The organism is Bacteroidota bacterium, from assembly GCA_038746285.1.
Lineage (GTDB): Bacteria > Bacteroidota > Rhodothermia > Rhodothermales > JANQRZ01 > JANQRZ01.
Genome location: JBCDKT010000008.1, coordinates 71,717 through 88,866 on the forward strand (window position 1 = coordinate 71,717; position 17,150 = coordinate 88,866).

Genomic DNA, 17,150 nt, shown 5'->3' on the forward strand with positions numbered 1-17,150 from the left:
AGCGCCGCTCTAGCCCCGGCTGCTGCGCGCCTTGTGGATCGTCAGCCGCTGGCCGATGCGGATCATGGAGCCGCGGATGTTATTCCACTCCCGGAGCTGCCGCACCGTGACGCCGTGGCGCTGCGCGATCCGCCCGAGCGTGTCGCCGCGCCGGACGCGGTAGCGGATGCGCTGCGTCTCCGAGCCGGCCGACTCCGACGCGCGCGCCGGCGTGGCCGCCCGGCGGACGTTCTCGGCCACTTCGGAGACCGGCACGAGCGGAGCCGACGACGGCGCGCTCAGCCGGGCGTTGTCCTGCGCCGAGGCGAACCCGATCACGCGGCGGTTCGCGCCCCGGTAGGCGACCGTCCGGGCAGCCGTCGCCGAGCGCGACGGAGCGAGACGGTCGAGGCCGTCGGCGTGGCGAGCGTAGTGGCCTGCCGGGATGCGGATCATCTGAGAGGTCGCGCGCGGCACGCGGGAGCGACGCAGCGCCGGGTTGAGGGCCTGGACCGTTTGCAGGCTCGTCCCGGCCCGCTCGGCGACCGCGCTGAGCGTGGTCCCGCCCTTGACCTCGATGAGGTCGAACTCGTAGCGCGGCGCGGCCCCGACCGGCGGCAGGTCGAACGCCTCGGGGTTGGACATGATGAGCGCCGTCGCGATGAAGGCCGGGACGTAGCCCCGCGTCTCGCGCGGAATGTGGTTGTAGATGTCCCAGAACGTCGCCTTCCGGCCCAGGCGCTCCTCGGCCCTGCGCAGTTCGCGCTTGATGCGGTACGGGTTGCAGTTGTAGCCGGAGATGGCAAGCTGCCAGTCGCCGAACATGGCGTAGAGTTCGTTCAGGTGGCGCGCGGCGGCGCGCGTGGCGGCCTCGGGGTCCAGGCGCTCGTCCCACTCGCGCGTCACCGTCAGGCCCGAGTGGCGGCCCGTCGCCGGGATGAACTGCCACATCCCCGCCGCCCCGGCCCACGACCGGGCACGCGGGTTCAGCGCGCTCTCGACGACGGCGAGGTACTTCAGCTCGTCCGGCACGCCCTCCTCGGCCAGCACCTGCTCGATCATCGGGAAGTAGGTCTCAGCCCGGTGGCGGACGGAGCGGACGTGCCCGCGCTTGCGCAGTAGGAACCGGATGTGCCCCTCGACGGCGCGGTTGATCTCCATCGGGAAGGTCGCCATGACCGACGACGGCAGGTCCACGTCTTCCAGGAGTGGCTCGTCGAGGCGGGCGGCCTCGGCGAACATGTCGGCGCGGAGCGCGAAGACGTCGCCGCGCTCGATAGCGAGGTCGGGGTCTGGGCCGTGGTACTGCTCGTACTCGGTCAGCACGGAGCGGTAGAGTTCGCGGAAGCGCGCCTGGTCCAGCACGCCGGGACGCTGCGCGAGGTCGCGGAGGTCCAGCATCGCCCGGTTGAGCGTACGCTCGTAGCGGTCGGTGTCGCCCTCGACCTCGGCCGTCAGCATGGCCGCTTGGTTGCCGTAGAGCCGCGCGATGCGCCGGGCGAGTTCCGGTGCCGAGAGCGAGTCGCCGGCCCCGATGACGCCGTCATCGCCCAGCGTCCGCTGAATCCACTGCGCGGTCGGCGACGCCATCGGCTCTGCCGGCCGCACGGCGAGCGTGGTCAGGTCGGCCGGGAGGTCCTGCGCAGCGAGGGGGACTGAGAGCAGACCGAGCAGGGCGGCGAGAGCGAAAAAACGCGGCATGAGGTAGTAAAAAAAGGGAGGACGGGAGACGAGGCCCTTAAACTAAAACTTTAAGGACTCCGCTTCAAGTGCTGCAAGGCAAAAAGTTGTGGGCATTCTAGCTCCGGGCTGCGGTCTCGTTTGGCACCGCTAGAGTGGAATGTTTCCGTGCTTCTTGCGTGGGTTAGTATCAACTTTGTCGCGCAGCATGTTAAGCGCCCGCACGAGTGTTTTTCGCGTCTCCCGCGGCTCGATCACGTCGTCGATGAAGCCGCGCCCGGCGGCGACGTAGGGGTTGGCGAATTTCTCGCGGTAGCCTTCGGTGAAGCGCGCTTCGGCGGCGGCGGGGTCGTCGGCCTCCGCGATCTGCTTGCGGTAGATGATCTCGACGGCCCCCTTCGGCCCCATCACCGCGATCTCGGCCGTCGGCCACGCGAGGTTGAGGTCGGCGCGGATGTGCTTCGAGTTCATCACATCGTACGCGCCGCCGTAGGCCTTCCTTGTAATAACAGTGACTTTGGGCACGGTGGCTTCACAGAACGCGTAGAGCAGCTTGGCCCCGTGCTTGATGATCCCACGCCACTCCTGGTCGGTCCCCGGCAGGAAGCCCGGCACGTCCTCGAAGACGACGAGCGGGATCCCGAACGCGTCGCAGAACCGCACGAAGCGCGCGCCCTTGAGCGAGGCGTCGATGTCGAGCACGCCCGCGAGCACCGCCGGCTGGTTCGCCACGATCCCGACCGAGCGCCCCCCGATCCGGGCGAAGCCGACGACGAGGTTGGCCGCGTAGTCCGGGTGGATCTCGAAGAAGCGCCCGTCGTCCACGACCCGCTTGATGACGTCGTGGATGTCGTACGGCTTGTTGGGGTTCTCGGGAACGAGCGTGTCGAGCGCCTCGTCGGCGCGGTCGTGGGGGTCGTCGGTCGGGACGAGGGGGACGCCGTCCTCGCAGTTCTGGGGGAGGTAGCCGAGGAGTTCGCGGATGCCGAGCAGAAGGGCAGCCTCGTTCGGGAACGCCCGGTGCGCCACGCCGGACTTCGACGCGTGGGTCTCCGCCCCGCCGAGTTCTTCCTGCGTGACCTCCTCATTCGTGACCGTCTTCACGACGTTTGGGCCGGTGACGAACATGTAGCTCGTGCCCTGCGCCATGAAGACGAAGTCGGTGATCGCTGGCGAGTAGACCGCGCCGCCCGCGCACGGCCCGAGGATCGCCGAGATCTGCGGGACGACGCCCGAGGCGAGCGTGTTGAGCAGGAAGATGTCGGCGTAGCCGCCGAGCGAGTCGACGCCCTCCTGAATGCGCGCGCCCCCCGAGTCGTTGTGCCCGATGACCGGCGCGCCGTTCTCGAGCGCGAGCTCCATGATCTTCTCGATCTTCTCGGCGTGCGCCTCGGCGAGCGAGCCGCCGAAGACGGTGAAGTCCTGGCTGAAGACGTAGACCGTCCGCCCATCGACGGTCCCGAAGCCGGTCACGACGCCGTCGCCGTAGGGCCTGTTGTGCTCCAGTCCGAAGTCGGTCCGGCGGTGGCGGACGAAGGTGCCGAGTTCCTGGAACGAGCCGGGGTCGAGGAGGATGTCGAGCCGCTCGCGGGCGGTGAGCTTGCCCTTCTCGTGCTGCCGGGCGATGCGGGCTTCGCCGCCGCCGAGCGCGGCTTCGGCCCGGCGGCGGCGGAGGTCGTCGATCAGGTCGGGGGCGTCGGACATGGGGCGGTCAGCTAGAGCGGGGAGGGCGAGCGAGAAGATAGCCCTCAGCCCTGGAAGCGGGCTTCGACGGCGTCGGTGAAGGCGACGGCGTGCTCGCCGTAGATGTTGACGCGGAACGGACGGAACACGTCGCGGGCGATGATTTGCGACGCCTCGGTCCACGACGCGGCAGCGTCGAGGGCGTGCAGCACGGTGGCGTACGTCCCAGCGTTGCCCTGGAACAGGTGTTCGACGAACCGCGACCGCTGCCCCGAAGTCGTGCGCCCGAGCACGCGCCCCTCCAACTCCTCAAGCGCTTGGTCTCCGTCCGAGGTTGGCGCAGGCACCTTCGCCGCAGGCGGCCGGGCGGAGGGCTCGGCATCGGGCGCGGAGAACTGCTGCCAGAGCGGGGGGTCCGCGGGCGCGGCAAGGTCCGGCGTCCGGTCCTCGAAGCGGGCGTTCACGCTGCCGTCGCCGCCCTCCCGCGCAAACCGTTGCCACAGCGGTACCGACGCGTCCGCCGCTCCCGCAGCCACATGCTCACCGTCCTCTCCTGTCGTCCGCCCTCCGTCCTCTGTCCTCCGTTCTCCGTTCTCCGCCTTCTGCTCGCCGTCCTCCGACCCCAGCGCGTCCCGCAGCGCCGCCTCGTCGAGTTCCGGCACGCCGCGTTCGCCCACCCGCTCGGCGAGCGCGTCTGCCCCCTTCGCCTCGAAAAAGTCGCGCAGCACGCTGGCCGGTACGCCGCCCAGTGCCGGCACCGAGCGGGCCAGGTCGAAGAGCGGACCCAGCAGCGTCAGCCAGCCGTGCGCCTCGTAACCCTGTACCTTGCGCCGGTCGGCGCGGTCGAGGACGTGGAACAGGTCATCCGGAGCAACGGTGTCGAGGTGGGGTTGGTCGAGATACGCCCGGGCCGCCTCGGCGAGATAGGGGTAGGCGTCGAACAGGATCAGACGCTCGCGGACCGTCTCGGCAGGCAGCGGGTCGGGCTCGCCCTCGAAGACGGCGTCGGTGAGGGCGCGCGCGGGAATCGTGAGGAAGCGCACGACGAGGTCTACCGCGCCGCCGAGCGTGCTCTCCCACGCCGCCGCCGGAACGCGGGCCGTCGGCCCGAGCGCGTCGAACAGCCGGGTCTCCGCCTCGCGGACGGCCCCGTCCTCGAAGTCGAACCAGTTGGAGCGGAGGCGGTCGCGCTGCATCGCCGTCCACCGGTCGAGCGTCTGGTCGAGAAACGCCGCGACGAGCGGCGGCATCGCGTCGGCGTGGATCGCGGCCCGGTCGTAGGCGCGGTCGGCGGGAAACTGCTGGATTAGGTGGCGGCGGAGAGCGTCGGCGAGGGGCATGGCGCGGGTCGGACGAGGAAAAGCAGAAGGTACCCCCGCCAACGCGAGACGCGGCGGCGTTCGCGTGCTGGCGCTCAGACCGCGCTGGGCACGTAGACCTTGACCTCGTCGAAGCGCCGAAGCGTGACGCTGCCGGGCTTCGCGCCGCGCGGCTTGCGCACGTCGCAGGCGCGGCAGACGTGGACCGTCACCTTGCCGCCTGCCGCGCTCGCCTTCGAGTGGAACGCCGCTAGCTCCGCCGCCCGCTTCACGACTGGCCTCGGCACGTCCCCCTTGTCCGGGTTGCGGACGATGACGTGGCTGCCAGGCGTCCCGGCGACGTGGAGCCACAGGTCCTGCGGGTCGGCCACCTTGAACGTCAGCCGGTCGTTGTCGCGCGCGCTGCGGCCGACGAGGATGGCGTAGCCTTCGGCCTCGAAGGTCTCGTAGTCAGCGGCGGGCGGTCGCGGGGAGCGAGGCATCGGTGCGGGCTACCAGTCGAAGGTGCGCCCGAGGAACTCGTAGAGGCGCTGGTTGTGGGGCGCGTAGAACGCCCGCAGTTCGTCTTCGAGCGGGAGCGCCGCTTTCTTTTTGTAGGTCCCCACCCACTTCGGCTCGACGTCCGTGAGCGGCGCGCGCTCCAGGCCGAGGAAGTCCGTTACCGCGTCGACCGTCGCCTGGGTGTCGGCGAACAGGGCCTCGCTCGGCATCACCAGAAGCTGGTCGCGGCCGAACAGCTCGGCGTAGACCTCAAGCTGGTCGACGTAGATCCCGCGCTCGACGTAGGAATAGACCTGGTGGAACTCGCTCCGGTAATGCTCGTCGGCGAGCATCTTGACGGTCTCGCCCGGCAGGCGCTCGCGTTCGCGCTCGACGGCCTCCTCGAAGCTGAGCGACTCCTTGTTTCGGCGCACGCCCATCTGGTAGTGCGAGTAGGCCCGCTTGACAGGGTCTCGGAGGAACGCGATCAGCTTGGCCTCCGGCAGCGCCTCGCGGATGCGGCGCGGTGCGTGCGGGTGGAAGAGGTAGTACGGGCTCGCCTCGCCGACCAGAACCGGCTTTCCAAGCTCCCGCTCGCGCCGCCGCACCCGGGACCGGAGCGGGAAGTGCGCCTTGTACCACAGCAGCCCCTCCTCGAAGTGGTTGTCGAAGTAGTGCACCTCCTTGACCGACGACGCGATCACCTGCGGGTGCTGGCTGAGGTAGTAGTGCAGCGACGAGGTCCCCGCCTTCTGCGCCCCGATGATGATAAAGTCGGGCATCGCGCGCTGCCTGTCGAGCAGGCGCTTGCGGAGCGCCCCCACGCGACCCCGAACCCGCCGGACTGCATTTCTGGCAAATCCTTTCATCGTGCGCTAGCCCACGGGCGGAAAGAGAGACGCGGAAGTAGAGTCTGGCGAGACATATCGCAGTTTCACAACCGTATTTGGTTGTGAGGCAGGAACCTCAGTACACGACAAAACTTGCAATCGCCTAAAGGAGACCACGGACGACGGACCGCGGACCGCAGTTTTTGAGCACCGAGCGGCGGTCTGCCGTCCGCCGTCTGCGGTCCACACGACTTTTGTCGTGCACAGAGGGCAAGAACACAACAACATTCGGTTGTACCGAGCATTATGCTGCCTCGGGTAGGACCTCGTCGAAGCGGACGCCGACGAGCTTGCTGACGCCTTCCTCCTGCATCGTCACGCCGTACATCCGGTCGGCGGCCTCCATCGTGAGCTTGTTGTGGGTGACGAGGATGAACTGCGTGCTCTCGGCGAAGGCGCGGATGAGGCCCATGAAGCGCTCGACGTTGGCGTCGTCGAGCGGGGCGTCGACCTCGTCGAGGATGCAGAACGGGGAGGGCTTGACGAGGTAGATGGCGAAGAGGAGCGCGATCGCGGTCAGCGTCTTCTCGCCGCCGGAGAGCTGGGTGATGGCGCTCGGCTTCTTGCCCTTCGGGCGGGCGCGGATCTCGATGGGGTCTTCGAGCGGGTCGTCGCCGGCGAGGACGATGTCGGCCGAGGCGTTCTGGCCGAAGAGGTCTTTGAAGAGGCGCTGGAACTCGCGGCGGACGGCCGAGAAGGTCTCATTGAAGCGGGCGGAGGCCGTAGCGTTGATCTCCCGGATCGTCGAGCGGAGCGAGGCCTCGGCCTGTTCGAGGTCGTGCTGCTGCTCGCGTAGAAATTCTAGGCGCTGCTTTTCCTCTTCGTAGGACTCGAGCGCGAGTTCGTTGACGGCACCGATGGTGCGGAGCTTGGCGCGCAGGTCGGGGACCTCGCGGCGGGCCTCGTCGGCGTCGAAGTCGGGCGGGACCTCGATCTCGCCGGGGGCGACGCCGTAGGCCTCCCACACGCGCTCGGTGATGGCTTCGAGCCGGGTGCCGATCTCGGTCCGCCGGATCTCGCCCGCGCCCTGCGCCTGCTGGGCCTCTTCGCGGAGCCGCCGGACCTCGCGCAGGAGGGCGTCGGTGTCCGAGATCGCGGAGCGGGCGTCGGAGACGTCGGTCTCGGCGGTCGTGACGGCCTGGTCGAGGTCGGCTTTGGTGTCGCGCAGCCGGGTCGCCTGGGCCGACTGCGTGGCGATGCGTCCGGCGGCTTCGTCGAGGCTCGCGCGCAGACGCCCGGCCTCGGCCTGCCGCTCGTCGTCACGGGTGGCGAGGTCGGCGAGCCCGAGGTCGGTGCGGTCGCGGTCGCGCCCGAGGGCGTCGAGGCGGGTGCGGGCCTGGACAGCGACGAGGTTGGCTTCGCTGAAGCGGGCGAGGGCGGCGCGGCTCGCGGCCTCGGCGGCGCTGTAGGCCACCTCGGCGTCGGCGCGGGCCTGGGCGGCAGCTTCGTGCGCGGCCGTCGCCTCAGTGAGCGCAGTTTCTAGCCCTGCGGTCGTCGCCGCGTCGTCGAGTTCCGCCTGGAGCTTCGCGCGCCGCGCCGCGAGTTCGCTCAGGCGGCGCGCTTGGGCGGCGGCCTCGTACTCGACCTGCCCGGCCTCGCGGGCGCGGGCGTCGAGCGCCCGCTCGGCCTCCCGAGCCGCCGCCCGGCGGGCACCGAGGTCGAGGGCCTCGCGCGCGGCGCGCAGGCGCTGCTCGTCGGCGTCGAGGGCGTCACTCTCGGCGCGGGCGGCCTCGGCCTGGGCGCGCGCTGCGTCGAGCTGCTCACGCCGCCCGAGCCGCTCGGCGGAGGCCGACGCCTGGTCGCCCCCGGCGTGGACGAGGCTCCCGCTCACCCACTCGCCCTCGGCCGTGACGAACCGGGCGGCGGGGTACTGGGCGTGCAGCGCCTCGGCCTCGGCGAGCGAGCCTGCGAGGAAGACGTTCTGGAGGAGCACGCGCGGGAGCCGACCGTGGGCGGCGTCGGTGCGGACGGACGTGGCGAGGGGGGTCGTGCCGGGCGGGGTTGCGGAGAGGGGCGGGGGCGGGCGCTCCGGCAGCCGGTCAAGGACGAGAAACGTGGCGCGCCCGGCCTGCTCGTTGCGCAGCCGGGCGAGACCGGCGTGGGCCTCGGCCTCGGTCTGGGCGACGAGCGCGTCGGCGAGCGGCCCGAGCGCGGCGTCCACGGCAGGGCGCAATCCGGCATCGCAGGCGAGGAGATCGGCGACGGTGCACGCTGGCCCGTCAGGCGCGGCGAGGAGGGTCTGGGCGGCGTCGGAGAACCCCTCGTAGCTGTCGAGCAGGCTTTGGAGGATGTCGGCCTCGGCCGTCGCCGCGTCGTACTGCCGCCGAGCCGCGCGGAGCGATTCGGCTACGGTACCGAGCTGACCGTCCAGCGATGCGACCTCGGCTTCGGCCTCAGTAAACGCGGTCTCAGTTTCGGCGCGTGCGGCCTCGGCGGCCTGGCGCGCTGCCGCTGTGGCCTCGGTCCGCGCCTCGGTCTCGGCGAGCACGGTTTTGACCTCGCGGGTCTGGGCCTCGATGCGCTGCACCTCGTCTTCGAGAAGAGCACGGCGCTGGCGCTGCGCGTCGAGGTCGGCGCGGGCTCCGGCGAGGCGGTCGGCGGCGTGGCGCGCTGCGGCCTGCGCTTCGCCAAGCTGCGCGCGAGCGGCGTCGGCACCGGCCTCCGCCGTCTCGTGCTCCCCATCCCGCTCGGCACGGTGCGCCTCAGCCTCGGCAGCAGCGGCAGTTGCTTCCTCGGCTTGCTCCGCGAGCGTCTCGGCTTCGGCCCGGAGCGTCTCGGCGCGAGCGGTGTCGGCGTCGGCCTCTCGGCCCAGCCGGTCGAGGGCAGCCTCGGCGGCGGCGCGGCGCTCTTCGGCGAGGCGGACCTCGGCCTCGGCCGTGCGGATCTGCTCGACGTGCGCGTTGAGAGCCCGCTGGTGCTCAGCGAGGGCGCGCTCGCGGTCGAGGAGGGCGGTGCGCAGGGCCTCGGCCTCGGCCTCGCGCGTCTGGAGCTGTACCGTCCGCTCGGCGACGCGGTCGCGGAGCGCGCCGGCGTCCGTGTCGAGGGCCTGGCGCTCGGCATCGAGCCGGGCGAAGTCGGCGGCGGCGAGGCCGAGTTCGAGCGTGCGGAGGCGCTCCTGGAGCGTCTGGTGGCGCTGCGCCTTCGTCGCCTGCCGGGAGAGGCTGCGGACGTTCTTCTCGATCTCATCCGTCAGGTCCGCGAGGCGCGTGAGGTCGGCCTGCGTCGTGTCGAGGCGGCGGAGCGCCTGCCCCCGGCGGAGCTTGTACTTCGTGATCCCGGCGGCCTCCTCGAAGAGCCGCCGCCGGTCGGCCGCGTTCTCGCTCAGGATGTCCTCGATCATCTTCAGCTCGATCACCGAGTAGGCCCCCGCGCCCATCCCCGTGTCCATGAACAGGTCGAGGATGTCCTTGAGGCGGCAGACGGTCCCGTTGAGGAGGTATTCCGACTCGCCGGAGCGGTAGAGGCGGCGCGAGATCGTGACGTCGGTGTACTCGGTCGGGAGGACGCCGCGCGTGTTGTGGATCGAGAGCGAGACTTCGGCTAGGCCGAGGGCGCGCCGTGTGCCGGCCCCGTTGAAGATGACGTTTTCCATCTTCTCCGAGCGCAGCAGCCGCGCCCGCTGCTCGCCGAGGACCCACCTGACGGCGTCGATGATGTTGGACTTCCCGCACCCGTTTGGGCCGACGATGGCGGTGACGCCGGGGTCGAAGTGGACCGCCGTCTTGTCGGCGAAGCTCTTGAACCCGTGGAGGGCGATACTGCTCAGATACATGGAGGCCGGGCGCGGCGGGAGGCGGGAGGTGGTGGAAGATAGCGCACGCCCCGGAGCGCAGTGCGTGAACCGCAACGCGCGAGGCCGGGCACCGTCGTAGGTACCCGGCCTCCATCGCCGCGCTTTGCCCGCAAGGTCACCTACGGCGTTTTGGGGGCCGAGCGGAACGTCCCGATGTCGCCCGAGCCGCTGGCGTCGACGTACTGGTTCACGTCGGTGAGCGTCCCGGTGCCGCCGCTGGCGTTGAGCTCGAAGACGCGCCATGTGTCGCCCGGCGCAGAGGCGGGGGCGCGGTAGTCGCGCACGAGACCATCTTCGGTGTAGACCTGCACGCGCGCTGCCGCCGAGTTCTCGATCTCGCCCGCGATGCCCTGCGAGCCGGACAGCGACTGTTCAGAGAAGTTATAGACCGAGTAGCGGTACATCCCGTCATTGTCCGGCCTCAGCGTGATCGTCTCGGGGCCGAAGCCCGACGTGTCGTCCGTGTCGAGGTCCGCAAGCTCATCCGATCGGTTAAGGTAGTAGACGTGGAAGCGTTCGCCTTGTCCGTCGGGGCCGGTCAGGTGCGAGTCGAGGTCGCGCGGGGCCGCGCCCCACGAGAGGACGATGCGGTAGGCTCCGGCGGGCGGCTGCTCGACCGCCGTCGCATCGCCGAGGTTGGTCTCGCCGTCCTCGAAGGTCACGTCGGGCAGCAGCGTCGGCACGAAGCCGTCGGCGCGGACGACGCAGAGGTAGGTCCCGGTCGGTGCGCCGCTGATGCTGAACGCTCCGTCGGCATCGGTCACCACCTCCAGGTCGATGGCGGCCTCGGAGGTGTCCACGGCCGCGCCGGTGCCGCGCGTGAACGAGACCCGCGCGTTGGCGAGCGCCTGGCCGTTCTGGGAGTTCACGATCCGGCCCGAGAGGTTGGAGGGACCCCGCAGCGTCGTCACCAGGTCCTCGCCGCCGGTAGTGATCGTGGACGTAGTGGCGGTGTAGCCGGGGGCCGTCACCGTGACGGTGTACGAGCCGTCCGGGACCTCGATGGAAAAGTTGCCGTCGGTGTCGGTGGTGGCGTTCTCAGCAGAGCCGCGCCCGGCCGTGCCGTCGGCGCTGAAGGTGACCGTCGCGTCGTCGACGCCGAGGCCGGTGGCGTTCGTGATGGTGCCGTTTACGGTAACGGTATCGTCTTCGGAGCCGGAGTCGCAGCCGGTGGCCGCGAGCAGCAGGGCGAAGAGGCAGAGAGAAAAAAAGCGGTTCATCGGATTCAGAAGTCGAGTGGGTAGGTGCGAAGCGGAGGCTGCCGTCCAGCGAGGCGCTGAACCTGTGCGCTCCCTGGGCATCACGACATCGGATTCGATCACAGGTCAGCGCCCGGCGTCGGGGCCCTGCGTCGGATTGCCCTGCGGCGCGGGTCGTGGGTATGTTGACTCCACTCCCACCTGCGGCTCGACCGACGCTCATGGCCATCTCCTCCGGCGAAGTCACCCGCCTCCTCGACGCGCTCCGAGAAGGAGCCTCCAGTGAGCCCGCCTTCGACCGGCTGTTCGCGCTCGTCTACGACGAGCTCCACCGGCAGGCGCACCGGCAGCGCGCCGGGTGGGCCAACGCCCGGACGCTCAACACGACGGCGCTTGTCCACGAGGCCTACGCCAAGCTCGCCGACGCCGAGGGGCTGTCGTTCGAGAGCCGCTCCCACCTGCTCGGCGTGGCGGCGAAGGCGATGCGGCAGGTGCTCCTAGACTACGTCAAGGCGCGCGGAGCCCAGAAGCGCGGCGGCGGCCAGGACCGGGTGACGATGGCCGACGACCTCGCCGTCGAGGACGAGCAGGCCACGCGGCTCTTCGCGCTCGAAGACGCCCTGGAGCAGCTCGGCGCGATGAGCCCCGAGGCGGCGCGCGTCGTCGAGTGCAGGTTTCTGGCCGGGATGAGCGTCGAGGAGACGGCCGAGGCGCTCGGCCTCTCGGACTCGACCGTGAAGCGGCGCTGGCGGACGGCCCGCGCCTGGCTCCACCGCGTGCTGACCGGCCAGACGCTCGATTCCGGCGAGGCGTGAACCCCGCGTGCGCCGTTTGTCGTGACTCCCTAGAGCACACTGCGCTGAGATGCCGGTGCAACAGCGCGCCCGGCAAGTGCTTACCACCGGAGATAGCCCTGCCGGAGATAGCGGGGTAGGGACGCCTCGCCGAGGCGTCCGCTCTGCCGAACCGCTCCGCAAACTAGAGACTGTTTAGATTTGGAGTGCGAAGGCGAGCGCGAGCGAGAGACGATCCTGCCGAGGGGCGCGAAGCAGGCGGCGCGTGAGCATCGGCGATGCAGTGCAACGCGGGCGGGGCGGTTCGCAGCCGCTCGCAGCCCGCGACTACGAATCCTAAACAGTCTCCCAGACCCTTCGCCTTTCTCCGCATGACCTCCGAGCGCTGGAACCAGATCGAAGTCCTCTTCGAGCAGGCCGCCGACCTGCCGCCGGGCGAGCGAGCGTCGTTTCTCGACGATGCCTGCCGCACGCCCGGCGGCGACCCCGACCCGGCGCTGCGCGAGGAGGTCGCGGCCCTGCTCGCGGCCGACGCCGACGCCGAGGGCTACCTCCACGCCTTCGGCGACGACGTGCTCGCTCCCGCCCTCGACGCCGCCCTCGCCGGGCGCGACCCGCTCACCGGCGAGCAGGTCGGGCCCTACCGCGTCGCCCGCCAGATCGGGCGCGGCGGCATGGGTACGGTCTACCTCGCCGAGCGTGCCGACGGGCAGTTCGAGCAGACGGTTGCCCTCAAGCTCGTCCGCCCGGGCCTTGCGCCGGAGGTCGGGGCGCGCTTCCGGGCCGAGCGCCGCATCCTGGCGCGGCTGGAGCACCCTCACATCGCGCGCCTGCTCGACGGCGGGGTCGCCGCCGACGGCCGGCCGTGGCTGGCGATGGAGTACGTCGCGGGCGAGCCGGTCACCGACTACTGTGATCGCAAGCGGCTCTCGGTCAACGAGCGCCTCGCGCTCTTCGAGACGGTCTGCGAAACCGTCGCCTACGCCCACCGCAACCTCGTCGTCCACCGCGACCTCAAGCCGTCGAACATCCTCGTCACGGACGACGGCACGGTGAAGCTCCTCGACTTCGGGATCGCCAAGCTCCTCGACGACGCCGAGGGCGGGGTGCCGTTCACGGTCGCCGAGACGCGGACGGGGCTGCAGCTGATGACGCCGGAGTACGCCGCGCCGGAGCAGGTCCGCGCCGAGGCGGTGACGGTGGCGACGGACGTCTACGCGCTCGGCATCCTCCTCTACGAACTGCTGACCGGGCGCCGCCCGTACCGCCTCGCGAGCCGTGCCCGGTACGAGGTCGAGCGCGCGATCCTGGAAGAAGAGCCGACGCGCCCCAGCACGGCCGTCGGTGCCCCGGTGACCGCAGCGGTGAGTGACACGACCCCGGCCACGCTCAGCCAGGCCCGCCGCGCCGACACGGGCACGCTCCGCCGCCGCCTCGCCGGTGACCTCGACCAGATCGTCCTCACCGCGCTGCGCAAAGAGCCCGAGCGCCGCTACGGCTCGGCCGGTGCCTTCGCCGACGACGTGCGCCGCCACCTCGACGGGCTGCCGGTGCGGGCGCAGGCGGACACGGTGGGGTACCGGACGCGGAAGTTCGTCCGGCGCCACCGCCTCGGGATCGGGGCCGCCGCCCTCGTGTTCCTCGCACTCGCTGCCGGCCTCGGCGTGGCACTGTGGCAGGCTGGGGCCGCCCGCGCTGCCCAGGCCGAGGCGGAGGTCGAGGCACGGCGGGCGCAGGCCGAAGCGGACAAGGCGGAGACCGTAGCCGACTTCCTCGTGGGCCTGTTCGAGGCCAGCACGCCGGAGCAGGCACAGGGGCGGGAGATCACCGCACGCGAAGTGCTCGAACAGGGAAAGGCCCAGGTGCAGGCGGAACTGGCCGAGCAGCCCCTCCTGCAGGCCACGATGCAGGAGGCGCTCGGGCGCGTCTACACGGCGCTAGGCGACTACGACACGGCTGACTCGCTCCTGAGCGGTGCCCTCGGGCAGCGGCAGGGGCTCCTCGGAGACGAGGTTCCCGAGGTCGCTGATGCCCTGTACCACCTGGCCGGGGTGTACTACTACAAACGGCAGGTGACGACGGCCGACTCTCTCCTGCGCCGTTCGCTCGCCATCCGGCGTGCCGTGCAGCCGCTCGACTCGCTCGCGCTGGCGGCCACCCTCAACGACCTCGGCGTGATGGCGCGGCGCCTCCAGCGCTACGACGAGGCCGCCGCCCACTACGGCGAAGCCATCGCGCTGCGGAGCCGGACAGGAGACCCAGCGCTCCGGGCGGAGTCGCTCAACAACCTCGGCACGCTCTTCTACTCCCGGGGCGAGCGCGAGGGCGACCGGACCTTCCTCCTCCAGGCCGAGCAGCACTTCCGCGAGGCGCTTGACCTGCGAACCTCGGCCCTGGGGCAGCGGCACCCCCGGACGAACGTCACGCGCCGCACCCTCGGCCTGCTCCTGTCCAGCCTCGGCCGCCCAGCCGAGGCCGAGCCGCTGCTGCGCGAGGGGGTCGCCGTCGCGCGGCAGGTCTACGACCCCGAGCACCCGCGCATGGCCTACGCGCTCGAGACGCTGGCCTACGTGACCGAGGACCTCGGCGACGACGAGGAGACCGAAGCGCTGCTGCGCGAGGTGGTGGAGATCTCCCGCGTCGCTTTCGGCCCCGACAGCGCCGTGCCCGCCGGGTATTTGCTGCGCCTCGCGGTCGTGCTCAGCCGGACAGGCCGCGCAGCCGAGGCCGAGCCGCTCGTGCGCGAAGCCCTCGGGCGGTACGAGGCTCGGCGGGGGCCTACGGACCGCCGCACCCTCGCCGCCCGGCGCGTGCTCGGCCGCGTCCTCACCGACGCCGGACGGCCCGCCGAGGCCGAACCGCACCTTCGCGCCGCGCTCGGCCACTCCACCGCCACGGGGCGCGCCCGTGCCCGCCGGGACCTCGGACGTGCTCTGCTGGCGCTGGGGCAACCCGGCGAAGCAGAAGCACTGCTCCAGACAGCCCACGACTCGCTCGCCGCGGGGCCGCTCGACACCGACCCCGAACTGGCCCGCGACCTCGCCGACACCGCGCAGATGCTGGCCGCGCTGCGCGAGAGCAGCCCGGCGTCCCTACCCGACCAGCCGTAGCCACGCGGGAGCGGTTGAAGTCCGGGCAGCGTCTCAGTCCCCGTCTTGCACTTGGTCGGCGTCCTCGATGCGCGGGGTGGCCTTCAGGTCGTCCCGCATCCCGCGTCCGACGTAGGCGTTGCCTGCCTCGCCCTGCCGGGCTTCCTCCTCGGGCGTTTCGGCGCGGACGACGGCCCCGGTATCGGCGTCCTGTTTCAGGTCTTCGTCCTTGATCTCACCGGCGAGCTCGGCCGAGGCTCCGGCCTTCGGTGCACTCTGGTGTGTCGGCGAGCGGTGATCGTCGGGGGCGTGCTGGTCCGGGTGGCTCATAGGGCGACAGGTCAGACGTGGGAGAGGCGAGCAGTCGAACGGAGCCGCATCCCGAAAGGTTCAGTCTAGGGGCGGACCACCTACCGGGTGGCGGTCCGGCTCCGGTTCAAATCAAAACATCGCTGGACAGCCTGAATCAGGGACAGGTACCTTTTATCTGGTGTTTGACCCCTTCAATCCATGAAGAAAGTTGCTAAGTGGCTGCTGGCCTTTATGCCTTGGGCACTAGGCATTGCGATTCCCCTAATATGGAATGAGTTGTCCGGGGATGCGCTGAGCGAGTGGGTACGGACGACGTTGCGTCTGGAGCCGTGGGGAGCTTTGCTGATCGTGGTCCTCGTCGCGCTGGTGGGTATGACCGGCACCGGCGTTATGCTCACCCGGCGAGAGCAGCGTACAGCATGGGAAACGTGGTGCCAATCCTTCCGGCAGGCGTGCCCGGCCCGAGACCTGAGCGCCGGGCCTATCGTCGGCTCCACGCGGCCTATGGATCAGCCGTTTGTGGACGGCGTGCGCGCCCTCTCGCGCCCCGTCACCCTCCCGACCAAGCAGGACGAGGGCGGCGGCCTCGTCGCCGGCGATGCGGCGCAGTACCTCCGCGAGCAGATCGTCGGGCGCGGGCGGCTGGGGCTGCTGCTCCAGGGGCGACCGCTCCTCGGCAAGACGCGCTTCCTCACCGAGTGGCTGCGGCAGGAGCACCCCGCGATGTTTGTGCTGGCTCCGGATCCCGGTAAGCCGACGCCGCCCCTCCCCGACCGCCTCGCGCAGCACCTCAGCCACGGCTGCTGCCTCTTCCTCGACGACCTAGAGCAGTTCGACGAGTGCATGAAGTCCAACGTGATGCCCCTGCTAGGGCAACTCAGCGAGCAGGCCGAGCAGCGCAGCGTACCCTTTCTCGTGCTGGCGACGGTGCGCGACGGCGGTCCCGGCTCCACCGTCCTCAACGATCCATCTTTCCGCTCGCTTCGCGAAGGTTTGGAGCATGTGGAGATTCAGCCCCCTACCGATGCACTCATTGACGAGGTAGCCAAGCAGGTAGAACCGGACCCGCTGCCGCCCGGCGAGCGCGAGCAGTCCTTCGCGTTCGTTCTGGAGGGTGATTTTGAGGTGCAGCGCACCCGGTATCAGGACCTCCTGAGGAGCGAAAAGGCCAACGACCGTCAGGCGCTCCGCTGGCTCAAAACCGCCAAGCTGCTGGACGACCGAGGCATCTCCCTGACCCGCGCCCGCTTGCAACGCATCGCCGAGGCACTATTCGACTTCGAGCCGGAGCAGACGGAGGAGGCGCTGTCCGTCCTTCAGGAGCAGGGGTTCCGCGACAGGCAGGCGCTGGAACCGGCCTTCCTGAAGAACGTGGTGCCCGGCCCGCAGGAGACCCAAGCCGACCTACCCGAGCATCTGGAAGAGACCTTGCAGGCGCAGCAGGACGCGGAGGCGCTCTTCGAGTGGGGCACCTTGCTAGCTATTGAGGGGCGCGAGAGCGAACGGGCGGCTCGCCTGCTACGAGCATCCGCCAAGGCAGGCCGTGATGCGGCGACCCCCGAGGGCCTCGTCCAGGTAGCCAAGGCGAGCTACAACCTCGGCTGGCTCCTGTCAAACCGGATGGACGACCCCGACGGCGCGCGCACGGCCTGGGAGGCGGCGGTGGCGGCCGGTCGCGAGGCGTCCACGGCCGAGGGCCTCGTCGAGGTGGCCAAGGCGAGCGTCAACCTCGGCTGGCTCCTGTCAGAACGGATGGACGACCCCGACGGCGCGCGCACGGCCTACGAGGCGGCGGTGGCGGTCGGTCGCGAGGCGTCCACGGCCGAGGGCCTCGTCCAGGTGGCCATGGCGAGCTACAACCTCGGCTGGCTCCTGTCAAACCGGATGGACGACCCCGACGGCGCGCGCACGGCCTACGAGGCGGCGGTGGCG

General features: G+C 70.6%; 11 protein-coding genes. 3 read left to right on the forward strand and 8 right to left on the reverse strand.

Annotated elements, in window-relative coordinates; genetic code table 11:
- Positions 1 to 9 precede the first annotated feature (9 nt).
- The 7 genes from AAGI91_04340 to AAGI91_04370 form a co-directional block, all read right to left on the reverse strand.
- The gene (locus tag AAGI91_04340) at positions 10 to 1,680 is read right to left on the reverse strand and encodes a transglycosylase SLT domain-containing protein (GenBank protein ID MEM1041839.1); all 1,671 of its coding nucleotides are present in this window, start codon (positions 1,678 to 1,680) and stop codon (positions 10 to 12) included.
- A 129-nt stretch (positions 1,681 to 1,809) separates the two neighbouring features.
- On the reverse strand, positions 1,810 to 3,363 hold the full coding sequence (locus AAGI91_04345; protein MEM1041840.1) for an acyl-CoA carboxylase subunit beta: 1,554 nt from the start codon (positions 3,361 to 3,363) through the stop codon (positions 1,810 to 1,812).
- Between the two features lie 44 nt (positions 3,364 to 3,407).
- On the reverse strand, positions 3,408 to 4,682 hold the full coding sequence (locus AAGI91_04350) for a hypothetical protein (GenBank protein ID MEM1041841.1): 1,275 nt from the start codon (positions 4,680 to 4,682) through the stop codon (positions 3,408 to 3,410).
- A gap of 74 nt (positions 4,683 to 4,756) precedes the next feature.
- Positions 4,757 to 5,143, reverse strand: a complete 387-nt coding sequence (locus AAGI91_04355; protein MEM1041842.1) for an NFACT RNA binding domain-containing protein — start codon at positions 5,141 to 5,143, stop codon at positions 4,757 to 4,759.
- 9 nt (positions 5,144 to 5,152) lie between these two features.
- Positions 5,153 to 5,923 carry a sulfotransferase gene (locus AAGI91_04360; GenBank protein MEM1041843.1) on the reverse strand — a complete coding sequence of 257 codons (771 nt, stop codon included), beginning with the start codon at positions 5,921 to 5,923 and terminating at the stop codon, positions 5,153 to 5,155.
- A gap of 352 nt (positions 5,924 to 6,275) precedes the next feature.
- Positions 6,276 to 9,803, reverse strand: coding sequence for a chromosome segregation protein SMC (gene smc, locus AAGI91_04365; GenBank protein MEM1041844.1), 3,528 nt, complete (start codon positions 9,801 to 9,803; stop codon positions 6,276 to 6,278).
- A gap of 140 nt (positions 9,804 to 9,943) precedes the next feature.
- Positions 9,944 to 11,044 (reverse strand): carboxypeptidase regulatory-like domain-containing protein, encoded by a 1,101-nt coding sequence (locus tag AAGI91_04370; GenBank protein ID MEM1041845.1) that lies wholly within the window; start codon positions 11,042 to 11,044, stop codon positions 9,944 to 9,946.
- Between the two features lie 200 nt (positions 11,045 to 11,244).
- Here AAGI91_04370 and AAGI91_04375 point away from each other — a divergent pair, with 200 nt between their 5' ends.
- Both AAGI91_04375 and AAGI91_04380 read left to right on the forward strand, forming a co-directional pair.
- On the forward strand, positions 11,245 to 11,838 hold the full coding sequence (locus tag AAGI91_04375; GenBank protein MEM1041846.1) for an ECF-type sigma factor: 594 nt from the start codon (positions 11,245 to 11,247) through the stop codon (positions 11,836 to 11,838).
- A gap of 350 nt (positions 11,839 to 12,188) precedes the next feature.
- A complete protein-coding gene (locus tag AAGI91_04380; GenBank protein MEM1041847.1) occupies positions 12,189 to 14,927 on the forward strand; it encodes a serine/threonine-protein kinase in 2,739 nt (912 codons plus the stop codon).
- A 33-nt stretch (positions 14,928 to 14,960) separates the two neighbouring features.
- On the opposite strand, the gene AAGI91_04385 is transcribed toward AAGI91_04380, so the two are convergent.
- On the reverse strand, positions 14,961 to 15,236 hold the full coding sequence (locus AAGI91_04385) for a hypothetical protein (GenBank protein MEM1041848.1): 276 nt from the start codon (positions 15,234 to 15,236) through the stop codon (positions 14,961 to 14,963).
- A gap of 486 nt (positions 15,237 to 15,722) precedes the next feature.
- Here AAGI91_04385 and AAGI91_04390 point away from each other — a divergent pair.
- The coding region (locus tag AAGI91_04390) for a hypothetical protein (GenBank protein MEM1041849.1) at positions 15,723 to 17,150 on the forward strand (1,428 nt) is incomplete at its 3' end.